General features: G+C 63.5%; 14 protein-coding genes. 2 read left to right on the forward strand and 12 right to left on the reverse strand.

Annotation, left to right across the window (positions count from 1 at the left end):
- Positions 1–5: 5 nt before the first annotated feature.
- From BM382_RS00060 to BM382_RS00090, 7 genes are all read right to left on the reverse strand, one after another.
- The gene (locus BM382_RS00060; protein ID WP_015636097.1) at positions 6–701 is read right to left on the reverse strand and encodes an ABC transporter ATP-binding protein; all 696 of its coding nucleotides are present in this window, start codon (positions 699–701) and stop codon (positions 6–8) included.
- Entirely contained in the window at positions 701–1,462 is a 762-nt protein-coding gene (locus BM382_RS00065; RefSeq protein ID WP_011061953.1) for an ABC transporter ATP-binding protein, read from the reverse strand. Before BM382_RS00065 ends, BM382_RS00060 begins: the two co-directional genes overlap by 1 nt.
- Complete coding sequence (locus BM382_RS00070) at positions 1,459–2,469, reverse strand: branched-chain amino acid ABC transporter permease (protein WP_072441213.1); 1,011 nt, start codon at positions 2,467–2,469, stop codon at positions 1,459–1,461. Before BM382_RS00070 ends, BM382_RS00065 begins: the two co-directional genes overlap by 4 nt.
- Before the next feature lie 2 nt (positions 2,470–2,471).
- The gene (locus BM382_RS00075) at positions 2,472–3,332 is read right to left on the reverse strand and encodes a branched-chain amino acid ABC transporter permease (protein WP_011061951.1); all 861 of its coding nucleotides are present in this window, start codon (positions 3,330–3,332) and stop codon (positions 2,472–2,474) included.
- Positions 3,333–3,402: 70 nt separating this feature from the next.
- Positions 3,403–4,605 (reverse strand): ABC transporter substrate-binding protein, encoded by a 1,203-nt coding sequence (locus tag BM382_RS00080; RefSeq protein WP_015636094.1) that lies wholly within the window; start codon positions 4,603–4,605, stop codon positions 3,403–3,405.
- 102 nt (positions 4,606–4,707) lie between these two features.
- On the reverse strand, positions 4,708–5,478 hold the full coding sequence (locus BM382_RS00085) for a FadR/GntR family transcriptional regulator (RefSeq protein ID WP_019094327.1): 771 nt from the start codon (positions 5,476–5,478) through the stop codon (positions 4,708–4,710).
- A 321-nt stretch (positions 5,479–5,799) separates the two neighbouring features.
- The gene (locus tag BM382_RS00090; protein WP_169893492.1) at positions 5,800–6,075 is read right to left on the reverse strand and encodes a hypothetical protein; all 276 of its coding nucleotides are present in this window, start codon (positions 6,073–6,075) and stop codon (positions 5,800–5,802) included.
- Positions 6,076–6,275: 200 nt separating this feature from the next.
- Between BM382_RS00090 and BM382_RS00095 the strand changes: the two genes are divergently transcribed.
- On the forward strand, positions 6,276–8,909 hold the full coding sequence (locus BM382_RS00095) for an MGH1-like glycoside hydrolase domain-containing protein (protein ID WP_072441216.1): 2,634 nt from the start codon (positions 6,276–6,278) through the stop codon (positions 8,907–8,909).
- A 49-nt stretch (positions 8,910–8,958) separates the two neighbouring features.
- Here BM382_RS00095 and BM382_RS00100 read toward each other — a convergent pair whose 3' ends face one another.
- The 3 genes from BM382_RS00100 to BM382_RS00110 form a co-directional block, all read right to left on the reverse strand.
- Positions 8,959–10,677 (reverse strand): hydrogenase maturation protein, encoded by a 1,719-nt coding sequence (locus BM382_RS00100; RefSeq protein ID WP_072441219.1) that lies wholly within the window; start codon positions 10,675–10,677, stop codon positions 8,959–8,961.
- A 261-nt stretch (positions 10,678–10,938) separates the two neighbouring features.
- Positions 10,939–11,253 (reverse strand): SCP2 sterol-binding domain-containing protein, encoded by a 315-nt coding sequence (locus tag BM382_RS00105; protein ID WP_011061945.1) that lies wholly within the window; start codon positions 11,251–11,253, stop codon positions 10,939–10,941.
- 51 nt (positions 11,254–11,304) lie between these two features.
- Positions 11,305–12,015, reverse strand: a complete 711-nt coding sequence (locus tag BM382_RS00110; protein ID WP_072441222.1) for a histidine phosphatase family protein — start codon at positions 12,013–12,015, stop codon at positions 11,305–11,307.
- 203 nt (positions 12,016–12,218) lie between these two features.
- Between BM382_RS00110 and sohB the strand changes: the two genes are divergently transcribed.
- Positions 12,219–13,253 carry a protease SohB gene (gene sohB / locus BM382_RS00115; protein ID WP_019094331.1) on the forward strand — a complete coding sequence of 345 codons (1,035 nt, stop codon included), beginning with the start codon at positions 12,219–12,221 and terminating at the stop codon, positions 13,251–13,253.
- A 185-nt stretch (positions 13,254–13,438) separates the two neighbouring features.
- On the opposite strand, the gene BM382_RS00120 is transcribed toward sohB, so the two are convergent.
- On the reverse strand, positions 13,439–13,933 hold the full coding sequence (locus tag BM382_RS00120; RefSeq protein WP_011061942.1) for a DUF934 domain-containing protein: 495 nt from the start codon (positions 13,931–13,933) through the stop codon (positions 13,439–13,441).
- Entirely contained in the window at positions 13,917–15,575 is a 1,659-nt protein-coding gene (locus BM382_RS00125; protein ID WP_011061941.1) for a nitrite/sulfite reductase, read from the reverse strand. Before BM382_RS00125 ends, BM382_RS00120 begins: the two co-directional genes overlap by 17 nt.
- Between the last annotated feature and the right edge of the window lie 478 nt (positions 15,576–16,053).

Below are 16,053 nucleotides of genomic sequence, written 5' to 3' on the forward strand. Positions count from 1 at the left end.
TCCCGTCAGGCGCTCAGGGCCAGGTAGCGGTTCTTGATGGTCGGGTCGGCGCGAAACTCGGCGGCGCTGCCCTGGTAGACCACGCGGCCCTGTTCGAGCACGTAGTGACGGTCGGCGAGCTTGTCGCAGACCATCAGGTTCTGTTCCACCAGCAGCACCGGAAGGCCGCCTTCCTTGAGGGTGCGCAGGATCTTCACCAGCTCGTCGACGATCACCGGCGCCAGGCCCTCAGTGGGTTCGTCGAGGATCAGCAGCTTGGGGTCATTGAGCAGGGCACGGGCGATGGCCAGCATCTGCTGTTCGCCACCGGACAGGGCGTGGCCGGCGTTCTTGCGGCGTTCCTTGAGCCGCGGAAACATTCGGTAGATGTCGTCCAGCTGCCAGCGGCTGGTCTTGCGTTGGGCGATACGCAGGTTTTCCTCGACGCTGAGCAGGCGAAAGATGCCCCGGTGTTCCGGCACCAGGGCCAGGCCCTGGCGGGCGATCTCGAAGATCTTCTGGCCCACCAGTTGCTGGCCGTTGAAGTGGATCTGGCCCTGGCGCGGGCAGATGATCCCCAGAATGCTGCGTAAGGTGGTGGTCTTGCCCGCGCCGTTGCGCCCCAGCAGGGTCACCAGTTCACCGGCCTCCACCTTGAGCGAGACGCCTTCGAGCACGTGGCTCTTGTCGTAGTAGGAATGGATGTTCTCGACGGTCAGCATCAGGCGGCTTCTCCCAGGTAGGCGACACGCACACGCTCATCGGCGCGCACCACATCCGGCGTGCCCTCGACCAGGATCTGGCCGTGGCTCATCACGGTGATGCGTTGGCTGATGGACATGACGATGCTCATGTTGTGTTCGATCAGCAGCACCGTGTGGTCGCGGCCCAGGTCGCTGATCAGTTGGGTCATGATCGGAATGTCGTCGATGCCCATGCCCGAGGTGGGCTCGTCGAGCATCAGCAATTGCGGCTTCGAACAGATCGACATGCCCACTTCCAGCACCCGTTGCTGGCCGTGGGACAGCTCGCCGGCCAGGGTCTGGGCCCGGGCCGTGAGTTGCAGGCGCTCCAGCACCTGGTCGGCCACCTCCAGGTGCTCGCGGCGGCTGTCCACGTGGCGCCAGAAGTTCAGCGCTCCCAGGCCGTCTCGGCCCTGGGCGGCCAGGCGCAGGTTCTCCCGCACGCTGAGGTTCTGGAACAGGCTGGTGAGCTGGAAGGAACGCGCCATGCCCAGGCCGACCCGGCCGTGGGCGGGTTTCTTGATGATGTTCTTGCCGTTGAAACGGATGGCTCCAGCGGTGGCCTGGCGTTCGCCGGTCAGGCAGTGGAACAGGCTGGTCTTGCCGGCGCCGTTGGGGCCGATGATGGTGTGGATGGTGCCGGCCTCGACCTTGAGGTTGACCCCGTTGACCGCGTGGAAGGCACCGTAGGCCAGCTCCAGGTTCTGGGTTTCCAGCAGGTACTGCGCAGGCTTGCTCATGAGCGTTTCTCCTCGGCCAGCAAGGCCGTCTTGCGTGAGCCTTTGAGGCGTTCCACCAGGCTCGACAAACCGCCCCACAAACCGCCGCGCATGAACACCACCACCAGGATCAGGATCACCCCCAGCAGAATCAGCCAGCGTGGCCACAGCTCGGAGAGGAACTCGCCCAGCAGTACGATGGCGCCGGCGCCGAGCAGGGAGCCGAACAGCGAGCCGGTGCCGCCGACGATGGTCATGATCAGGATGTTTTCCGACATCGCCAGGTCGATGTTCGACAGCGGCACGAAGTGCAGGAGCATGGCGTACAGCGCCCCGGCAATCCCGGTGACCGCGCCGGAGAGCATGAACACCAGGATCTTGAAATGCCGGGTGTCGTAGCCGATGGCGGCGGCGCGGGTTTCGTTCTCGCGGATGGCCATCAGGGTGCTGCCGAACGGCGAGGCGATCACCCGCCGGGCACCGATGAAGATCAGCAGGAACAGCACCGCGACAAAGCCGTAGAAATAGCGGGCGTCGGCCAGGGACAGCAGCACCGTGTCACCGATGCGGATCTCCGGGCGCGGCACGCTGAGCAGGCCGTTGTCGCCGCCGGTCCAGTCGCTGAGGGTGTAGGCGATGAAGTAGGCCATCTGGCTGAAGGCCAGGGTCAGCATGACGAAGTAGATGCCGGTGCGGCGGATCGCCAGGGCGCCCACCAGCAGTGCCAGCAAGGCTCCCACCAGCGCCGCGCCGAGCAGGGCACTGAACAGCCCCAGCTGCAGATGGATCATCAACAGGGCGGCGCAGTAGGCACCGGCGCCGAAGAAGATGCCCTGGCCGAACGACAGCAGCCCGGTGTAGCCCAGCAGCAGGTTACAGGCCAGTGCGGCTAGGGCGAAGATCAGGATCTCGCTGGCCAGGGTCGCCGACGGCAGCACCAGGGGCAGGCCGATCAGCACCGCGATCACCAGCCACAGCAGGCTGCGCGATTGAGTCTTGGCAAAGGGCAGGGGATTTTTCTCGCTCATGATCATGCTCTCCCGAACAGGCCGTAAGGACGCACCAGAATGACTGCCGCCATGGCGCCGTAGATCATCAGGCTGGCGCCCTGGGGCCAGAGGCTGGTCATCAGGCTTTGCACCACCCCCACCAGCAGGCCGCCCACCAGGGCGCCGCCGAACGAGCCCATGCCACCGATCACCACCACCACGAAGGCCACCCCGAGAATCTCCGGGCCGACAAAGGGCTGGGCGCCGCGCAAGGGCGCGAACAGCACCCCGGCGATCCCGGCCAGGGCCACGCCGAGGGCGAAGGTCATGGAAAACAGGCGAAAGATATTGGTGCCCAGCAGCGACACGGTCTCGGTGCTTTCACTGCCAGCCCGCACCAGGGCACCGAAGCGCGTGCGCTCCAGCAGCAGCCACAGGCCCAGCCCCACCAGGGCCGAGAACAGGATCAGGAACAGGCGGTAGTAGGGGTAGACGAAGTCGCCGATCACCAGCACTCCGCGCAGCAGTTCCGGCACCGCCACGGCCTTGCCCACCGGGCCCCAGATCATCACGCTGGCTTCCTGGATGATCAGCGCGATGCCCAGGGTCACCAGGATCTGGAACATGTGCGGCAAGTGGTAGATGCGCTGGATCAACAGGCGCTCGATGATCCAGGCCAGGGCCGCCACCACCAGGGGCGCTAGCACCAGGGCCAGCCAGAAGTTGCCGGTCAGGCTGACGGCGGTGTAGCAGATGTAGGCGCCGAGCACGAAGAACGCGCCATGGGCGAAGTTGACGAAGTTCAGCAGGCCGAAAATGATCGTCAGGCCCACCGCGATCAGGAAGTAGATCATCCCCAGCCCGAGGCCGTTGAGGATCTGGAACAGGTACAAATTAAGCATGCAGGAACCCTCGGCAGGGAGCCCTTGGACGGAGCCCGCTGCCTGTAGCCAGCGATAGAAGTGTCGAGCGTCAGGCCAGGGCGCAGCCGGTGGCGCTGACATCCGGGAACGAGCGACCGGCGCTGAGCACTTCGGCCAGGTCGTCCTTGTCGCGCATCGTGGCGGCGGCCTTGCCCACCAGCAGGTAGTAATCCTTGATCACCTGATGGTCGCCGGCGCGGATGCTCTCCTCGCCGGTGGGGCCCTGGTAGGTCAGGCCCTGCATGGCCTTGGCCACGGTAGCGCCGTCAAAGCTGCCGGTGGCGGCAATGGTGTCGAGGATGATCTTGCTGCCGATGTAGTCGGCGGCCAGCGGGTAGGTGGGGTTGATGCCGTATTTGGCCTGGGTCAGCTTCACCAGTTCGCGATTGAGCGGGGTGTCCACCTGATGCCAGTACTGCGCGCCGAGGTAGACGCCTTCCAAGACGTCGCTGCCCAGCTCCTGGAACTGGTCGAGCCCGGCGGACCACACCAGCAGCACCTTCATGCGTTCCTTGATGCCGAAGTTCACCGCCTGGCGCAGGGCGTTGGATGACTGGCTACCGAAGTTCAACAGCACCAGCACATCAGGGCGGGCGGCGATGGCGTTGGTCAGGTAGCCGGAGAACTCCTGCTCCTGCAAGGAGTGGTAGCTGTTGCCGATGTGCTCGATGCCATGTTCGGCACACACCTGCTTCGCCCCTTCCAGCAAGGCTTCGCCGAACACGTATTGCGGGGTGATGGTGTACCAGCGCTTGGCCTCGGGCAGCAACTTGATCAGCGGCACCATGGTTTCGCGGATGGCGCCGTAGGTTGGCACCGACCAGCGAAAGGTCGAGGCATTGCAGTCCTTGCCAGTGACCTCATCGGCGCCCACCGGGGTCATGAACACCCCGCCGACCTTGCCCACCTCCTTGGCCACCGCCAGCGCCGAAGACGACAGGGTGCAGCCCTGGAAGAACCGCGCGCCGTCCTGGGCAATCGCCTCCTGGACCCGGCGCACCGCCTTGCCGGCGTTGCCCTCGGTGTCGATCACCTTGTAGTGCAGCGGTCGCCCCAGCAGGGTCGGGTACTGCTCCACCGCCAGGCGCGAGCCCATGTCGGCGAACTTGCCGTAGCTGGCAAAGGCGCCGGACATCGACTTCAGTCCGTAGAAGGTAAAGGGTTCGGCGGCAAAGGCGTTGCGCACCCCCAGCCCGAGGCTGAGGGCACCGCTAACGGCCAGACCGGCTTTCAACAACGTACGACGCTGCATGGGGTAACTCCCTGGTTTAGTTATTGGCAGGAGTGGCAATGGCGAATCGACGTAGCAGCCTGTGTTCAGGCTTGTTATTGGCAAAGCGGTGGACGGCGGGCGCTATCGGTGGTGGTCGAACTCCAGCAGGAAGTGCTGGGTGACTTCGCCTTCCAGGGCGGTCATGTGGTGCTCGGCGTCGCACATGTGTTCGTGCATCAACTGGCGTACCGCGCGTTCATCTTCGGCGCGCAAGGCCAGCAGCAAGCGTTTGTGGTAATCCAGGTTGGCGGCGTCGAACTGCTTGCGCTTGGGCTTGTAGGCCTTCTTCAGCACCACCAGGTCGCGCAGCAAATCGTTGAGAAACTGCGCCATGAAACTCAGCAGCGGGTTGGGGCAGGCCCGCCCCAGCAGGTTGTGGAACTCCAGCTCGGCGATGCGCTGCTCGCGCTGGCCGGCCTCGCTGTCCTCGGGTTGGCTGCAGAAGTCGATGTTGTCCTGCAGGGCCTTGAAATCTGCCTCGCTCAGGCGCCCGATCACCGACACCGCCAGCTCCACCTCGATCACCTTGCGCAGTTGATAGACCTGCTCGCCGTCCATGTGCTGAAAGTGCAGGTAGTTGCGCAGCGCGCGGCTGGCCGGCTCGGTGCCGGCCTGGTTCAGGTAAGCGCCGCCGTTTGGCCCGGTGCGAGTGTTGACCAGCCCCTCCACCTCCAGCGCCTTGAGCGCTTCCCGGGCCGAGCCCTTGGAGCATTGGAAGCTTTCCATCAGCTCCTTCTCGGTGGGCAAGCGATCCCCGGGGCGCAGGGCATCGGTGACGATGGAACGCTTCACCGACTCGACAATCACGTCGGAAAGCTTCTGGCGTTTGCGGCGAACGGGGCGTTTCAGCATGGGCGGCTATTTATCGTATTAATGCGGATAAATAGTAATAAATAGAGATGAGGGCGGCGCGTCAACCGCCTGGGGTCAGGGGGTGTCGTTTTTGGTGTTGAGGGGTCGTAGCTGGATAACCGAGCGGCCTCCACCCCCGTCCCTACGGAATTTTGCGCGATGCCGGACGCTTGTGTAGGAGCTGGCTTGCCAGCGAAGGCGGTCGCAAGGCTTGCACAAGGCTGCGGGCCACTTCGCCGGCAGGGCAGGACTTCCTGAGTTTGCTGTAGGACTCAGGAGCGCGAGTGTGGATCAAGCGCGCCGCAGGTTTAATGGCCGGGCTCAGTCGAAGTCGATGATTGAACTGTGGCGGGTTTCGCGGTCGTGCAACTGGTCGATATTGGTTTCGTAGGTGCATTGGCCGCTGCAATGGTGCTCGTAGCTGATGCCTGGCTTGAATTGCAGTTTGAAGGTGGGCATGTCGCTCTGGGGCGCCGGGGTCTGGATGGGGGTGGCCGGTAACGGGGGCTGCGGGTAGCTCAGGTCAAGGCCTTCAGCCTGGGTCGAGAAGGCTGCCGCGAGCAGTGCGCCCGGGAAAAACGCTTTGCAACTGAACATCATTGAATCCGCATTGCCATAAAAGGGTTGCCGATTATAACGAGCCAGGGGCGAAAAATTTAGCCGTAATGGCTCTGGCCCGGATGCCTCGTGGGTTTTTAGGCACCTCGGGCCTTCGTACCGTGAAACATTTGTCACGGGGCAGCGAGACGGGCTACTCCTACACTGCAAGTCACCTCCATGGTCAAGGACACTCCCCGATGCCGGCAAAATCCACCACCAGCATTCTCGATACGGTTGAGGGCCGGCGCCTGCAAGGCAGTGAGGGCGAGCACTGGCGCCAGTGGGGGCCGTACCTGAGTGAACGACAGTGGGGCACGGTGCGCGAGGACTACAGCGCCGATGGCGACGCCTGGAGCTACTTCCCCCACGAACATGCCCGCAGCCGCGCCTACCGCTGGGGCGAGGACGGGCTGGCCGGGTTCTCCGACAAGGCCCAGCACTGGTGCCTGGGGCTGGCGCTGTGGAATGAACACGACAGCATTCTCAAGGAGCGCCTGTTCGGCCTGAACAACGCCGAAGGCAATCATGGCGAAGACGTCAAGGAGCTGTATTTCTACCTCGACGGCGTGCCCAGCCATGCCTATATGCGCATGCTCTACAAGTACCCCCAGGCGGCCTTTCCCTATGCCGATCTGGTGGCGGAAAACGCCCGGCGTGGTCTGTCTGATGCCGAGTACGAGATCCTCGACACCGGGGTCTTCGAGGACAACCGCTACTTCGATGTGACGGTGGAATATGCCAAGCACACGGCCGATGACATTTTCATGCTCATCACCGTGCACAACCGTTTCCACCAGCCGGCGCGGCTGCGGGTGCTGCCCCAGGTCTGGGCGCGCAACACCTGGAGCTGGGGTGGCGACGCGCCGCGACCGAGCCTGCGCCTGGAGGGCGACAGGGTGCTGGCGCGGCACGGGCAACTGCCCGAGCGGCAGATCACCGCCTGGGGCGCAGAGCCTTGCCAATGGTTGTTCTGCAATAACGACAGCAACTTCCCCAAGCTGGACGGGCTGGCGGCGCCGGGGCCGTTCAAGGACGGCATCAACGACTATCTGGTGGGTGGGCAAGCCAGTGCGGTGGCCTTCGATGGCGGCACACGGGCCGCGGCGCACTTTGTCCTGGAACTGGCGGGCGGCGAGCGCAAGAGTCTGTTCCTGCGGTTCGCCCCGGCGGGCAGTGAGCAGGTCAGTGCTCGCCACCTGTTCGAGCAGCGTCGGCGCGAGGCCGATGAGTTCTACGCGGCGCTGCAGCAGGGCATAGAAAGCGCTGATGCGCGCAACGTGCAGCGTCAGGCCCTGGCCGGGCTGCTGTGGTCCAAGCAGCTGTATTACTTCGACGTCAACCAGTGGCTCGATGGTGATCCCGGGCAGCCGGCACCGCCGACGGAGCGCGAGCACCTGCGCAATACCCATTGGCGCCATCTGTCCAACTGCGACATCGTTTCCATGCCCGATACCTGGGAGTACCCCTGGTATGCCTCCTGGGATCTGGGGTTCCAGGCAGTGGCCTTTGCCCTGATCGATCCCGGCTTTGCCAAGCAGCAGTTATTGCTGCTGGTGAAAGACCGCTTCATGCACCCCAACGGTCAGTTGCCGGCCTACGAGTGGCGTTTCGACGATGCCAACCCACCGGTGCACGCCTGGGCCTGCTGGCGGGTCTACCAGCAGGAAAAGTCCCTGACTGGCGTCGGTGACCTGGATTTTCTCGAACGCATATTCCACAAGCTGCTGCTGAATTTTTCCTGGTGGGTCAACCGCAAGGACGCAGAAGGCCGCAACCTGTTCCAGGGCGGCTTCCTCGGCCTGGACAATATCGCCTTGTTCGACCGCTCCGCCGCCTTGCCCGAAGGTTTCGCCCTGGATCAGGCCGATGGCACGGCCTGGGTCGCGGCCTACGCCCTGGACCTGATGCGCATCGCCCTGGAGCTGGCCAAGCGCAATGGGGTGTACGTGGACATTGCGGTGAAGTTCTTCGAGCACTTCCTCTATATCGCCGGGGCCATCAACCGCGTGGATGAAAGCGCCGAGGGGCTGTGGGACGAACAGGACCAGTTCTTCTACGACGTGCTGCACCGCCCTGATGGGCAGAACGAACCCCTGCGCCTGCGCTCCATCGTCGGCTTGATGCCGCTGTTCGCGGTGCAGGTGCTGGAGCAGCATGAGCACGAAAACCTGCCGGGGCTGGCCCAGCGCCTACTGGGTTTTTTGCATCATCGTCCGGACCTGGCGAGCCTGGTCTCGCGCTGGTACGAGCCTGGCAAGGGCAACCGCATGCTCCTGGCGCTGTTGCGCGGCGAACGCACCAAGGACCTGCTCAAGCGCATGCTCGACGAAAGCGAGTTCTTGTCTGCCTACGGCATTCGTTCCCTGTCCAAGGCCTTCGAGCAGCCATTCGCCATGCAGGTGGACGGCAAGCAGCTCTGCGCCCGTTATGAGCCGGCGGAGTCCGATTCACGGCTGTATGGCGGCAATTCCAACTGGCGCGGGCCGCTGTGGATGCCGATCAACTACATGCTGATCGAATCGCTGCGCGAGTTTCACCGCTATTACGACGTCAACTTCTCGGTGGAGTACCCGCGGGGCTCCGGGTATCTGGCGTCCCTGGAGGAAGTGGCCGACGGCTTGAGCCAGCGCCTGACGCGACTGTTTCTGCTGGACGAGGACGGGCGCAGGCCGTCCATGAGCGGTTACCCGCAGTTGCAGGTGGATGCCGAGGACCGCGAGCTGGTGCTATTCCATGAATACTTCCATGGCGAAACCGGGCGCGGCCTGGGGGCTAGCCACCAGACCGGCTGGACGGCGCTGGTGGCGTTGCTGTTGCAGCCACAGCGCTGAAGTTGTCACCCGGCGAACCGGGCGACGGTTCAGGGGGGGAGGCTTTGGGTCAGCCCACCAGGGCGATGTCCTGGGGTTTGGCCCAGGCTTCGATCAGCCGCTCCGGGGTGCAGCAGGTCTTGCGCTTGTAGACGAAGTTGCTGCACTTCTCGGCGAAGCCCTTGCGGTTCTGCACCATGTCCATGTGCATCTCTTCCAGCTCGGCGTTGCGGCAGTGCTGTATCAACTGTGGGTCGGCATCCAGCTTGCGCTGGCGCAGGTGCTGGTAGCGCGGGTCGTTGAGCACGCCGTTGGCCCGCTGCAGCAGCCACAGGCCGAATTCGTCCGGGCAGCGTGGGCCGATTTCCTGGACCATGCCCATCTGCAGGGCCTGGAGCGCGCTGATGGGCAGGCAGGCTTCGGTCAGTTGCTTGGCCATGGGCTGGCCGACGGCGCGGGGCAGGCTGTAGGTCCAGTACTCGGAGCCGTACAGGCCCATGCTCTTGTAGTGGGGGTTGTACACGGTGTCGGCGCGGGCCAGGACCACGTCCGCGGCCAGGGCCAGCATCAGGCCGCCGGCGCCGGCATTGCCGGTCAGGCCGCTGACCACCAGTTGGCGGGCGGTGAGCAGTTCCAGGCAGACGTCGTCGATGGCCTGGATATTGGCCCAGGCTTCCAGGCCCGGTACTTCGGCGGCCTGGATCACGTTGAGGTGCACGCCGTTGCTGAAGGCACCGCGGCCGCCACGCACCAGCAGCACCTGGGTGTCCCGGGCCTTGGCCCAACGCAGGGCGCTGACCAGGCGTTGGCACTGTTCGGTGCTCATGGCGCCGTTGTAGAACTCGAAGGTCAGTTCGCCGACCTTGCCCGTTTCGCGGTAGCGGATAGGTTGGTAGGCCTCGGTGCTGAACGGGCTGTTGGCCACCGACCAGTCCAGCACCGGGACATCGGCCAGGCGCTCGCCGAGCACGTGGCGGGCGGGGCGCTTGAAGGTTTCTTCGCTAGGCTGGGGCTTCTGGCGCAGGGAGCCGATCCACAAGCTGTGATCGCCGCAGGCCACCAGTACTGCTTCGTCGTGCACCGCCAGCAGTTGCCCGGGCATGCCGGTGCGTGAATCCAGGTGGGCGTCGTACACGTAGTACTGGCCGCCGGCGAGGCTGGCCAGGACGCCGGGCTGACCGTCGGCGGCATCGATGCTGCGCTTGATGAACTGGGCGCTGTCGTGCCAGCTGAAGGTGCGGTCGGATTGCTTCATGTTCGGTTGCAGGCGCCCGAGGACCGAGGGTTTGTCGTAGTCCAGGGGCTGGGGGGTGTAGCCGTTGCGGAATTTCTCCACCACGTCGCGGATACAGTGAATCGCCGCGTCGCTCACCAGGCCGTTGTACAGCTCGGACTTGCGCAGCCCGGCGGGCAGGTTGAATTCGTGGGTCGACCAGATCGGCCCGGCGTCCATTTCTTCCACCGCCTGCAACGCGGTGACGCCCCAGCGCTTGAGTTCCTTGCTGATGGCCCAGTCCAGGGCGCTGGCGCCACGGTCGCCGACAATCCCCGGGTGAATGATCACCACTGGACGCTTGGGGTGGCTCCACAGCTGCTGCGGAACACGGTCCTTGAGGAACGGGCAGATCACCAGATCAGCCTGGGCTTCTTCGATCTGCCGGCAGACCTCTTCTTCACCGGTGAACAGCACCACGCTGGGGCGATGCCCGGCCTGGCGCAGGTCGAGCCAGGCGCGTTGGGTCAGGCCGTTGAAGGCGGTAGACAGCAGGATGATCTTCAGTGATCGCATAATGCAGACTCTTCCGTGAGTGATGGCGGTATGGCAGGTGGCTCCGGCTGAGCCGTCCCTGGCCGCGATGGAAGGCGCAAGAGTAGAGGGGCGTTGCGGGGTGGGAACTGACCGAGATCAATCAAGCGTCTCGCCTGAAATGCCAGCCGCCCAGCGGTATTGATTCAGGGCAAAGGCACGGGCCAGAGCGGTTGCGGCAGCCAGAAACGACGAATCCCGCCACAGGGGCGGGATTCGGGTACAGCCGGACCTTGCGCGGTCTTAGGCTGGGAACAGCTCGCTCAGTTTCATGGCCAGCATCATGTCGCCTTCGGCGCGCAGCTTGCCGCCCATGAAGGCTTGCATGCCGTCGGTCTCGCCGCTGACGATGCCGTCCAGGGTCTCGCCGTCCATCACCAGGGTGACCTGGGCGTCCGGGTTCTCGCCTTCCTTGAGTTCGCAGGTGCTGTCCTTGACGACCAGCGAGAAGTGCTTGGAGTCATCGATGCGGAAACCGAAAACCAGGTCCAGGCCGGCAGCGGCAGCTGGGTTGAACTTGGCTTGCATGGCTTGTACGGCGTCAGCTACGGAGGTCATGGTTCGATCCTTTTATGGGGTGGTTACAGCAAGGGTCACAGTAAGCCGGGCTCAACGGAAGGTGATGAGCTCCGGGGCCTTCAACAGTTGCAGATGGGCATGACCGTTGAAGGAAGCCAGGGACACCTCGCGACCGCGGAACTTCAGCTGGTTGAGCGAGGTGTTGACGATTTGCCAATTGAGTTCGAAAGCCTGCTGGGCGGGCATCCGGGTAATCAGGTGGAGCAGGGCGGTTATGGTGCCGCCGGAGGTGAACACGGCGATCTTCTGCTGGTTGTTGGCTGCTTCGAGAATCCGTTGCAGGCCGCCCTGGACCCGTTCGACAAAACCCAGCCAGCTTTCCAGGCCCGGCGGGTCGTAGGTGCCGGCCAGCCAGCGCTGGATGATCAGGGCGAAGATGCGCTGGAACTCACCGCGGTTCTGCGCGGCGTTGCGCAGGATGTTCAGGGCTTCGGGTTCCTGGGGCAGCAGGTCGGGCAGCAGGGCGCGGATGATGGCGTCGGCATCGAATTCGTTGAAGGCGGAATCTATTTCCAGGGTCGGGCTGTCAAAGCCAGCGGCGCTCATCTGTTCCAGAGCGGCCTGGGCGGTGTGCTGCTGGCGCCGCAGATCGCCGGACAGGCAGCGATCGAAGCCGATGCCCAGCGCTGCCAGGTGTTCGCCGAGCACCGCCGCCTGGCGCACGCCAGTGGCCGACAGCACGTCGTAGTCGTCTGCACCGAAGGAGGCCTGGCCATGTCGAATCAAGTAGATGCTGCCCACGTCCGCGTCATCCCGGTACGTTGAAAGTTTTGCGAGGTTATGAGGATGCCGGTGAGCTGTCAATGAAAAAACATACGCTTGTTTGAAATGATTGTTGGAGCTTGGTTACACAAGGTTTCCCGACTGGTGGCCGACCAGTCGCGCCGGTATGCTTTAGCCCATTACGCCGCTCGTTGGCAGCGGTCCATGTTTGAGGAGTCCCTGTGGAGTTTATCGCCGAATATGCCAGTTTCCTGGCCAAGACCGTGACCCTGGTGGTCGCCATCCTGGTGGTGCTGATCACCGCCGCTGCGCTGCGCAGCAAAGGGCGGCGCAAGGGTGTGGGGCAGTTGCAGGTCAGCAAGCTGAATGATTTCTACAAGGAACTGCGCGAGCGCCTGGAGCAGAGTCTGCTGGACAAGGATCAGCTCAAGGCCCTGCGCAAGGCCAAGAGCAAGAGCGAAAAGAGCCAGAAGAAGCACAAGAAACAGCCGGCCGAGGCCAAGCCGCGGGTCTTCGTGCTGGACTTCAATGGCGACATCAAGGCTTCGGCCACCGAAGGGCTGCGCCATGAAATCACTGCCCTGCTGAGCCTGGCAACGCCCAAGGATGAAGTGGTGCTGCGCCTGGAGAGCGGTGGCGGCATGGTCCACAGCTACGGGCTGGCGTCGTCGCAGCTGGCGCGTATCCGCCAGGCTGGCGTGCCGCTGACGGTGTGCATCGACAAGGTAGCGGCCAGCGGCGGCTACATGATGGCCTGCATCGGTGAAAAGATTATCAGCGCGCCGTTCGCCATCCTCGGTTCCATTGGCGTGGTGGCCCAGTTGCCCAACGTCAACCGCCTGCTGAAGAAGCACGACATCGATTTCGAAGTGCTGACAGCCGGTGAGTACAAGCGCACCTTGACGGTGTTTGGCGAAAATACCGAGAAGGGCCGGGAGAAATTCCAGGAAGACCTGGACGTCACCCATCAACTGTTCAAGAACTTCGTTTCCCGCTATCGCCCGCAACTGGCCATTGATGAAGTGGCCACTGGTGAAGTCTGGCTGGGCGTGGCGGCGCAGGAAAAACTGCTGGTGGACGAGTTGCAGACCAGTGATGAATACCTGGCGGACAAGGCCAAGAGTGCCGAGGTCTTCCACTTGCACTATGCCGAGCGCAAGAGCCTGCAAGAGCGGGTAGGGCTGGCGGCCAGCGGCTCCATCGACCGCGTGCTGCTGACCTGGTGGAGCCGCCTGACCCAGCAGCGTTTCTGGTAACCCCCCGGCCTTGTAGGCGCTGGCTTTTTGTAGGAGCTGGCTTGCCAGCGAAGGCGGTCGCAAGCTTTGCACAAGGCCCGAGGGCCTCTTCGCCGGCAAGCCGGCTCCTACGGTGGAAGTGGTAGGCGGCACAAAAAAGCCCTGAACCGGTTTCCCGGTTCAGGGCTTTTTGTTGGCGCCAGGGCTTAGCGGCGACGGAACAGCGGCAGCGGTTCGTCGGTGGCGGCCTGGTAGGTCACCGAGAAGTCCTTGAGGCTTTCCAAGGCTTCGTAGGGGTCCTTGTCGGCCCGCAGTGCATAGGCATCGAAGCCGCAGCGGTGCAGGTAGAACAGCTGGTCGCGCAACACGTCGCCAATCGCTCGCAACTCGCCCTTGTAGCCGTAGCGGTCACGCAACAGGCGAGCGTTGGAGTAGTTGCGGCCATCGGTGAAGGCCGGGAAGTTCAGGGCAATCACCTGGAACTGCTCGACGTCGTCACCGATTTCCTCGGCTTCTTCGTCCGCATCCAGCCATACACCCAGGCCGCCATCGCGGGCCTTGAGGGCGTGAGCATGCTCGCGCCACAGGGCCAGTGGCACGATCAGGTCGTCGCAGTTGGAAATGCCGTCGAGGGTCGCGTCCTTGGGCAGCAGGTGCCAGGTTTCGTCGATGACCTCGTTGTTCTTAATGATTCGCTGCATAGACGCGCTCCTTGAAGAGGTCGATGCCAATACGTTGATAGGTGTCGATGAAGCGTTCGTCTTCGGTACGTTGTTCCACGTACACGTCGATCAGCTTCGAGATCACGTCGGGCATGTCGTCCTGGGCGAAGGACGGGCCGAGGATCTTACCCAGGCTGGCGTCGCGGCTGGCGCTGCCACCCAGGGACACCTGGTAGAACTCCTCGCCTTTCTTGTCCACCCCGAGGATGCCGATGTGGCCCACGTGGTGGTGGCCGCAGGCGTTCATGCAACCGGAGATGTTCAGGTCCAGTTCACCGATGTCGAACAGGTAGTCCAGGTCGTCGAAACGGCGCTGGATGGATTCGGCGATCGGGATCGACTTGGCGTTGGCCAGGGAGCAGAAGTCGCCGCCCGGGCAGCAGATGATGTCGGTCAAAAGGCCGATGTTCGGCGTGGCGAAGCCGTTCTCCCGCAACTCGCCCCACAGGGTGAACAGTTGGCTCTGCTCGACGTCGGCGAGAATGATGTTCTGCTCGTGGGAGGTGCGCAGCTGGCCGAAACTGTAACGGTCGGCCAGGTCGGCGATGGCGTCGAACTGCTTGTCGGTAACGTCTCCCGGCGCTACACCGGTGGGCTTGAGCGACAGGGTCACGGCCACGTAGCCCGGCTTCTTGTGGGCCAGGGTGTTGCGCGTGCGCCAGCGGGCAAAGCCCGGGTGCTGCTGGTCCAGGGCGGCCAGTTCGGCGTCCTGGTTGCTCAGGGTCTTGTAGTCCGGGTCGACGAAGTGCTTGGCCACGCGATGCACTTCGGCATCGGTCAGGGTGGTCTGGCCACCACGCAGGTGGGCCATCTCGGCCTCGACCTTCTCGGCGAACACTTCAGGGGTCAGGGCCTTGACCAGGATCTTGATCCGCGCCTTGTACTTGTTGTCACGCCGGCCGTAGCGGTTGTAGACCCGCAGGATGGCGTCGAGGTAGCTCAGCAGGTCCTGCCAGGGCAGGAACTCGTTGATGAAGGCACCGACCACCGGGGTACGGCCCAGGCCGCCACCCACCAGCACGCGGAAACCCAGCTCACCGGCGGCGTTGTACACAGGCTCAAGGCCGATGTCATGGACTTCGATGGCCGCGCGGTCAGAGGTCGAGCCGTTGATGGCGATCTTGAACTTGCGCGGCAGGTAGGCAAATTCCGGGTGGAAGGTGGTCCACTGGCGGACGATCTCGCACCAGGGGCGCGGGTCGATCAGCTCGTCGGCGGCGACACCGGCGAACTGGTCGGTGGTGACGTTGCGCAGGCAGTTGCCGCTGGTCTGGATCGCGTGCATCTGCACGGTGGCCAGTTCGGCGAGGATGTCCGGGATGTCTTCCAGGGCCGGCCAGTTGAACTGCACGTTCTGCCGGGTACTGATGTGCGCGTAGCCCTTGTCGTAGTCGCGGGCAATCTTGGCCATCATCCGCGCTTGGCGCGAGGTCAGTTGGCCGTAAGGCACGGCGACCCGCAGCATCGGGGCAAAACGTTGGATATAAAGGCCATTCTGCAGGCGCAGGGGGCGGAATTCTTCTTCGCTCAGCTCGCCTGCCAGATAGCGTCGGGTCTGATCACGGAACTGCTTGACGCGGTCCTCGATGATCCGCTGATCGTACTCGTCGTATACGTACATATAGGTCCAGTTCTCAGGCTACAGGCGGCGCTCAAGCGCACTTGGCAAATACTGCGGTGAACGGCTTCGGTACGCTGCTCGGACTGGCGTCCAGCGCGGTTTTCGCCGGTCTCACCTCGTCTTGCCTTCGTTCACGCTTCACGCCACCCATGTAAGCAAATCTGCGCGCACGGCCGCGCACTCCCAACGGAGCCGCCGAACGATACCAGTTTGCGGTTATGCGCAAAAGTGATGTTTGAGTATATGCACAGAACCAAAACGACTAACGGTAGGGGCGTGAGAGTAACCCCATTTGTGGTAGGGGCAATCCTGGTCTTAACTGTGGACGTGTCTTTGAGCAGTCACCGACAAAATCTACTAGAGGCGATGCTATGAGCCATCCAACCAAAGTAAGGAAAAGTGACAGTAGCGTTGATGCTTGGGCCATTCTCTTTCTGATCATACTGGTCGTGGGTACGGCCGTGTTCTGGGTCAGTCA

Origin of the sequence: Pseudomonas sp. NFPP25 (genome assembly GCF_900116505.1) — a bacterium.
In the GTDB taxonomy this organism is placed as follows: Bacteria; Pseudomonadota; Gammaproteobacteria; order Pseudomonadales; family Pseudomonadaceae; genus Aquipseudomonas; species Aquipseudomonas protegens.

Excerpts from the sequence above, each read along its gene's own strand:
- BM382_RS00060 (WP_015636097.1), bottom strand. The coding sequence starts at position 701 with ATGCTGACCGTCGAGAACATCCATTCCTACTACGACAAGAGCCACGTG.
- BM382_RS00065 (WP_011061953.1), bottom strand. The coding sequence starts at position 1,462 with ATGAGCAAGCCTGCGCAGTACCTGCTGGAAACCCAGAACCTGGAGCTG.
- BM382_RS00070 (WP_072441213.1), bottom strand. The coding sequence starts at position 2,469 with ATGAGCGAGAAAAATCCCCTGCCCTTTGCCAAGACTCAATCGCGCAGC.
- BM382_RS00075 (WP_011061951.1), bottom strand. The coding sequence starts at position 3,332 with ATGCTTAATTTGTACCTGTTCCAGATCCTCAACGGCCTCGGGCTGGGG.
- BM382_RS00080 (WP_015636094.1), bottom strand. The coding sequence starts at position 4,605 with ATGCAGCGTCGTACGTTGTTGAAAGCCGGTCTGGCCGTTAGCGGTGCC.
- BM382_RS00085 (WP_019094327.1), bottom strand. The coding sequence starts at position 5,478 with ATGCTGAAACGCCCCGTTCGCCGCAAACGCCAGAAGCTTTCCGACGTG.
- BM382_RS00090 (WP_169893492.1), bottom strand. The coding sequence starts at position 6,075 with ATGTTCAGTTGCAAAGCGTTTTTCCCGGGCGCACTGCTCGCGGCAGCC.
- BM382_RS00095 (WP_072441216.1), top strand. The coding sequence starts at position 6,276 with ATGCCGGCAAAATCCACCACCAGCATTCTCGATACGGTTGAGGGCCGG.
- BM382_RS00100 (WP_072441219.1), bottom strand. The coding sequence starts at position 10,677 with ATGCGATCACTGAAGATCATCCTGCTGTCTACCGCCTTCAACGGCCTG.
- BM382_RS00105 (WP_011061945.1), bottom strand. The coding sequence starts at position 11,253 with ATGACCTCCGTAGCTGACGCCGTACAAGCCATGCAAGCCAAGTTCAAC.
- BM382_RS00120 (WP_011061942.1), bottom strand. The coding sequence starts at position 13,933 with ATGCAGCGAATCATTAAGAACAACGAGGTCATCGACGAAACCTGGCAC.
- BM382_RS00125 (WP_011061941.1), bottom strand. The coding sequence starts at position 15,575 with ATGTACGTATACGACGAGTACGATCAGCGGATCATCGAGGACCGCGTC.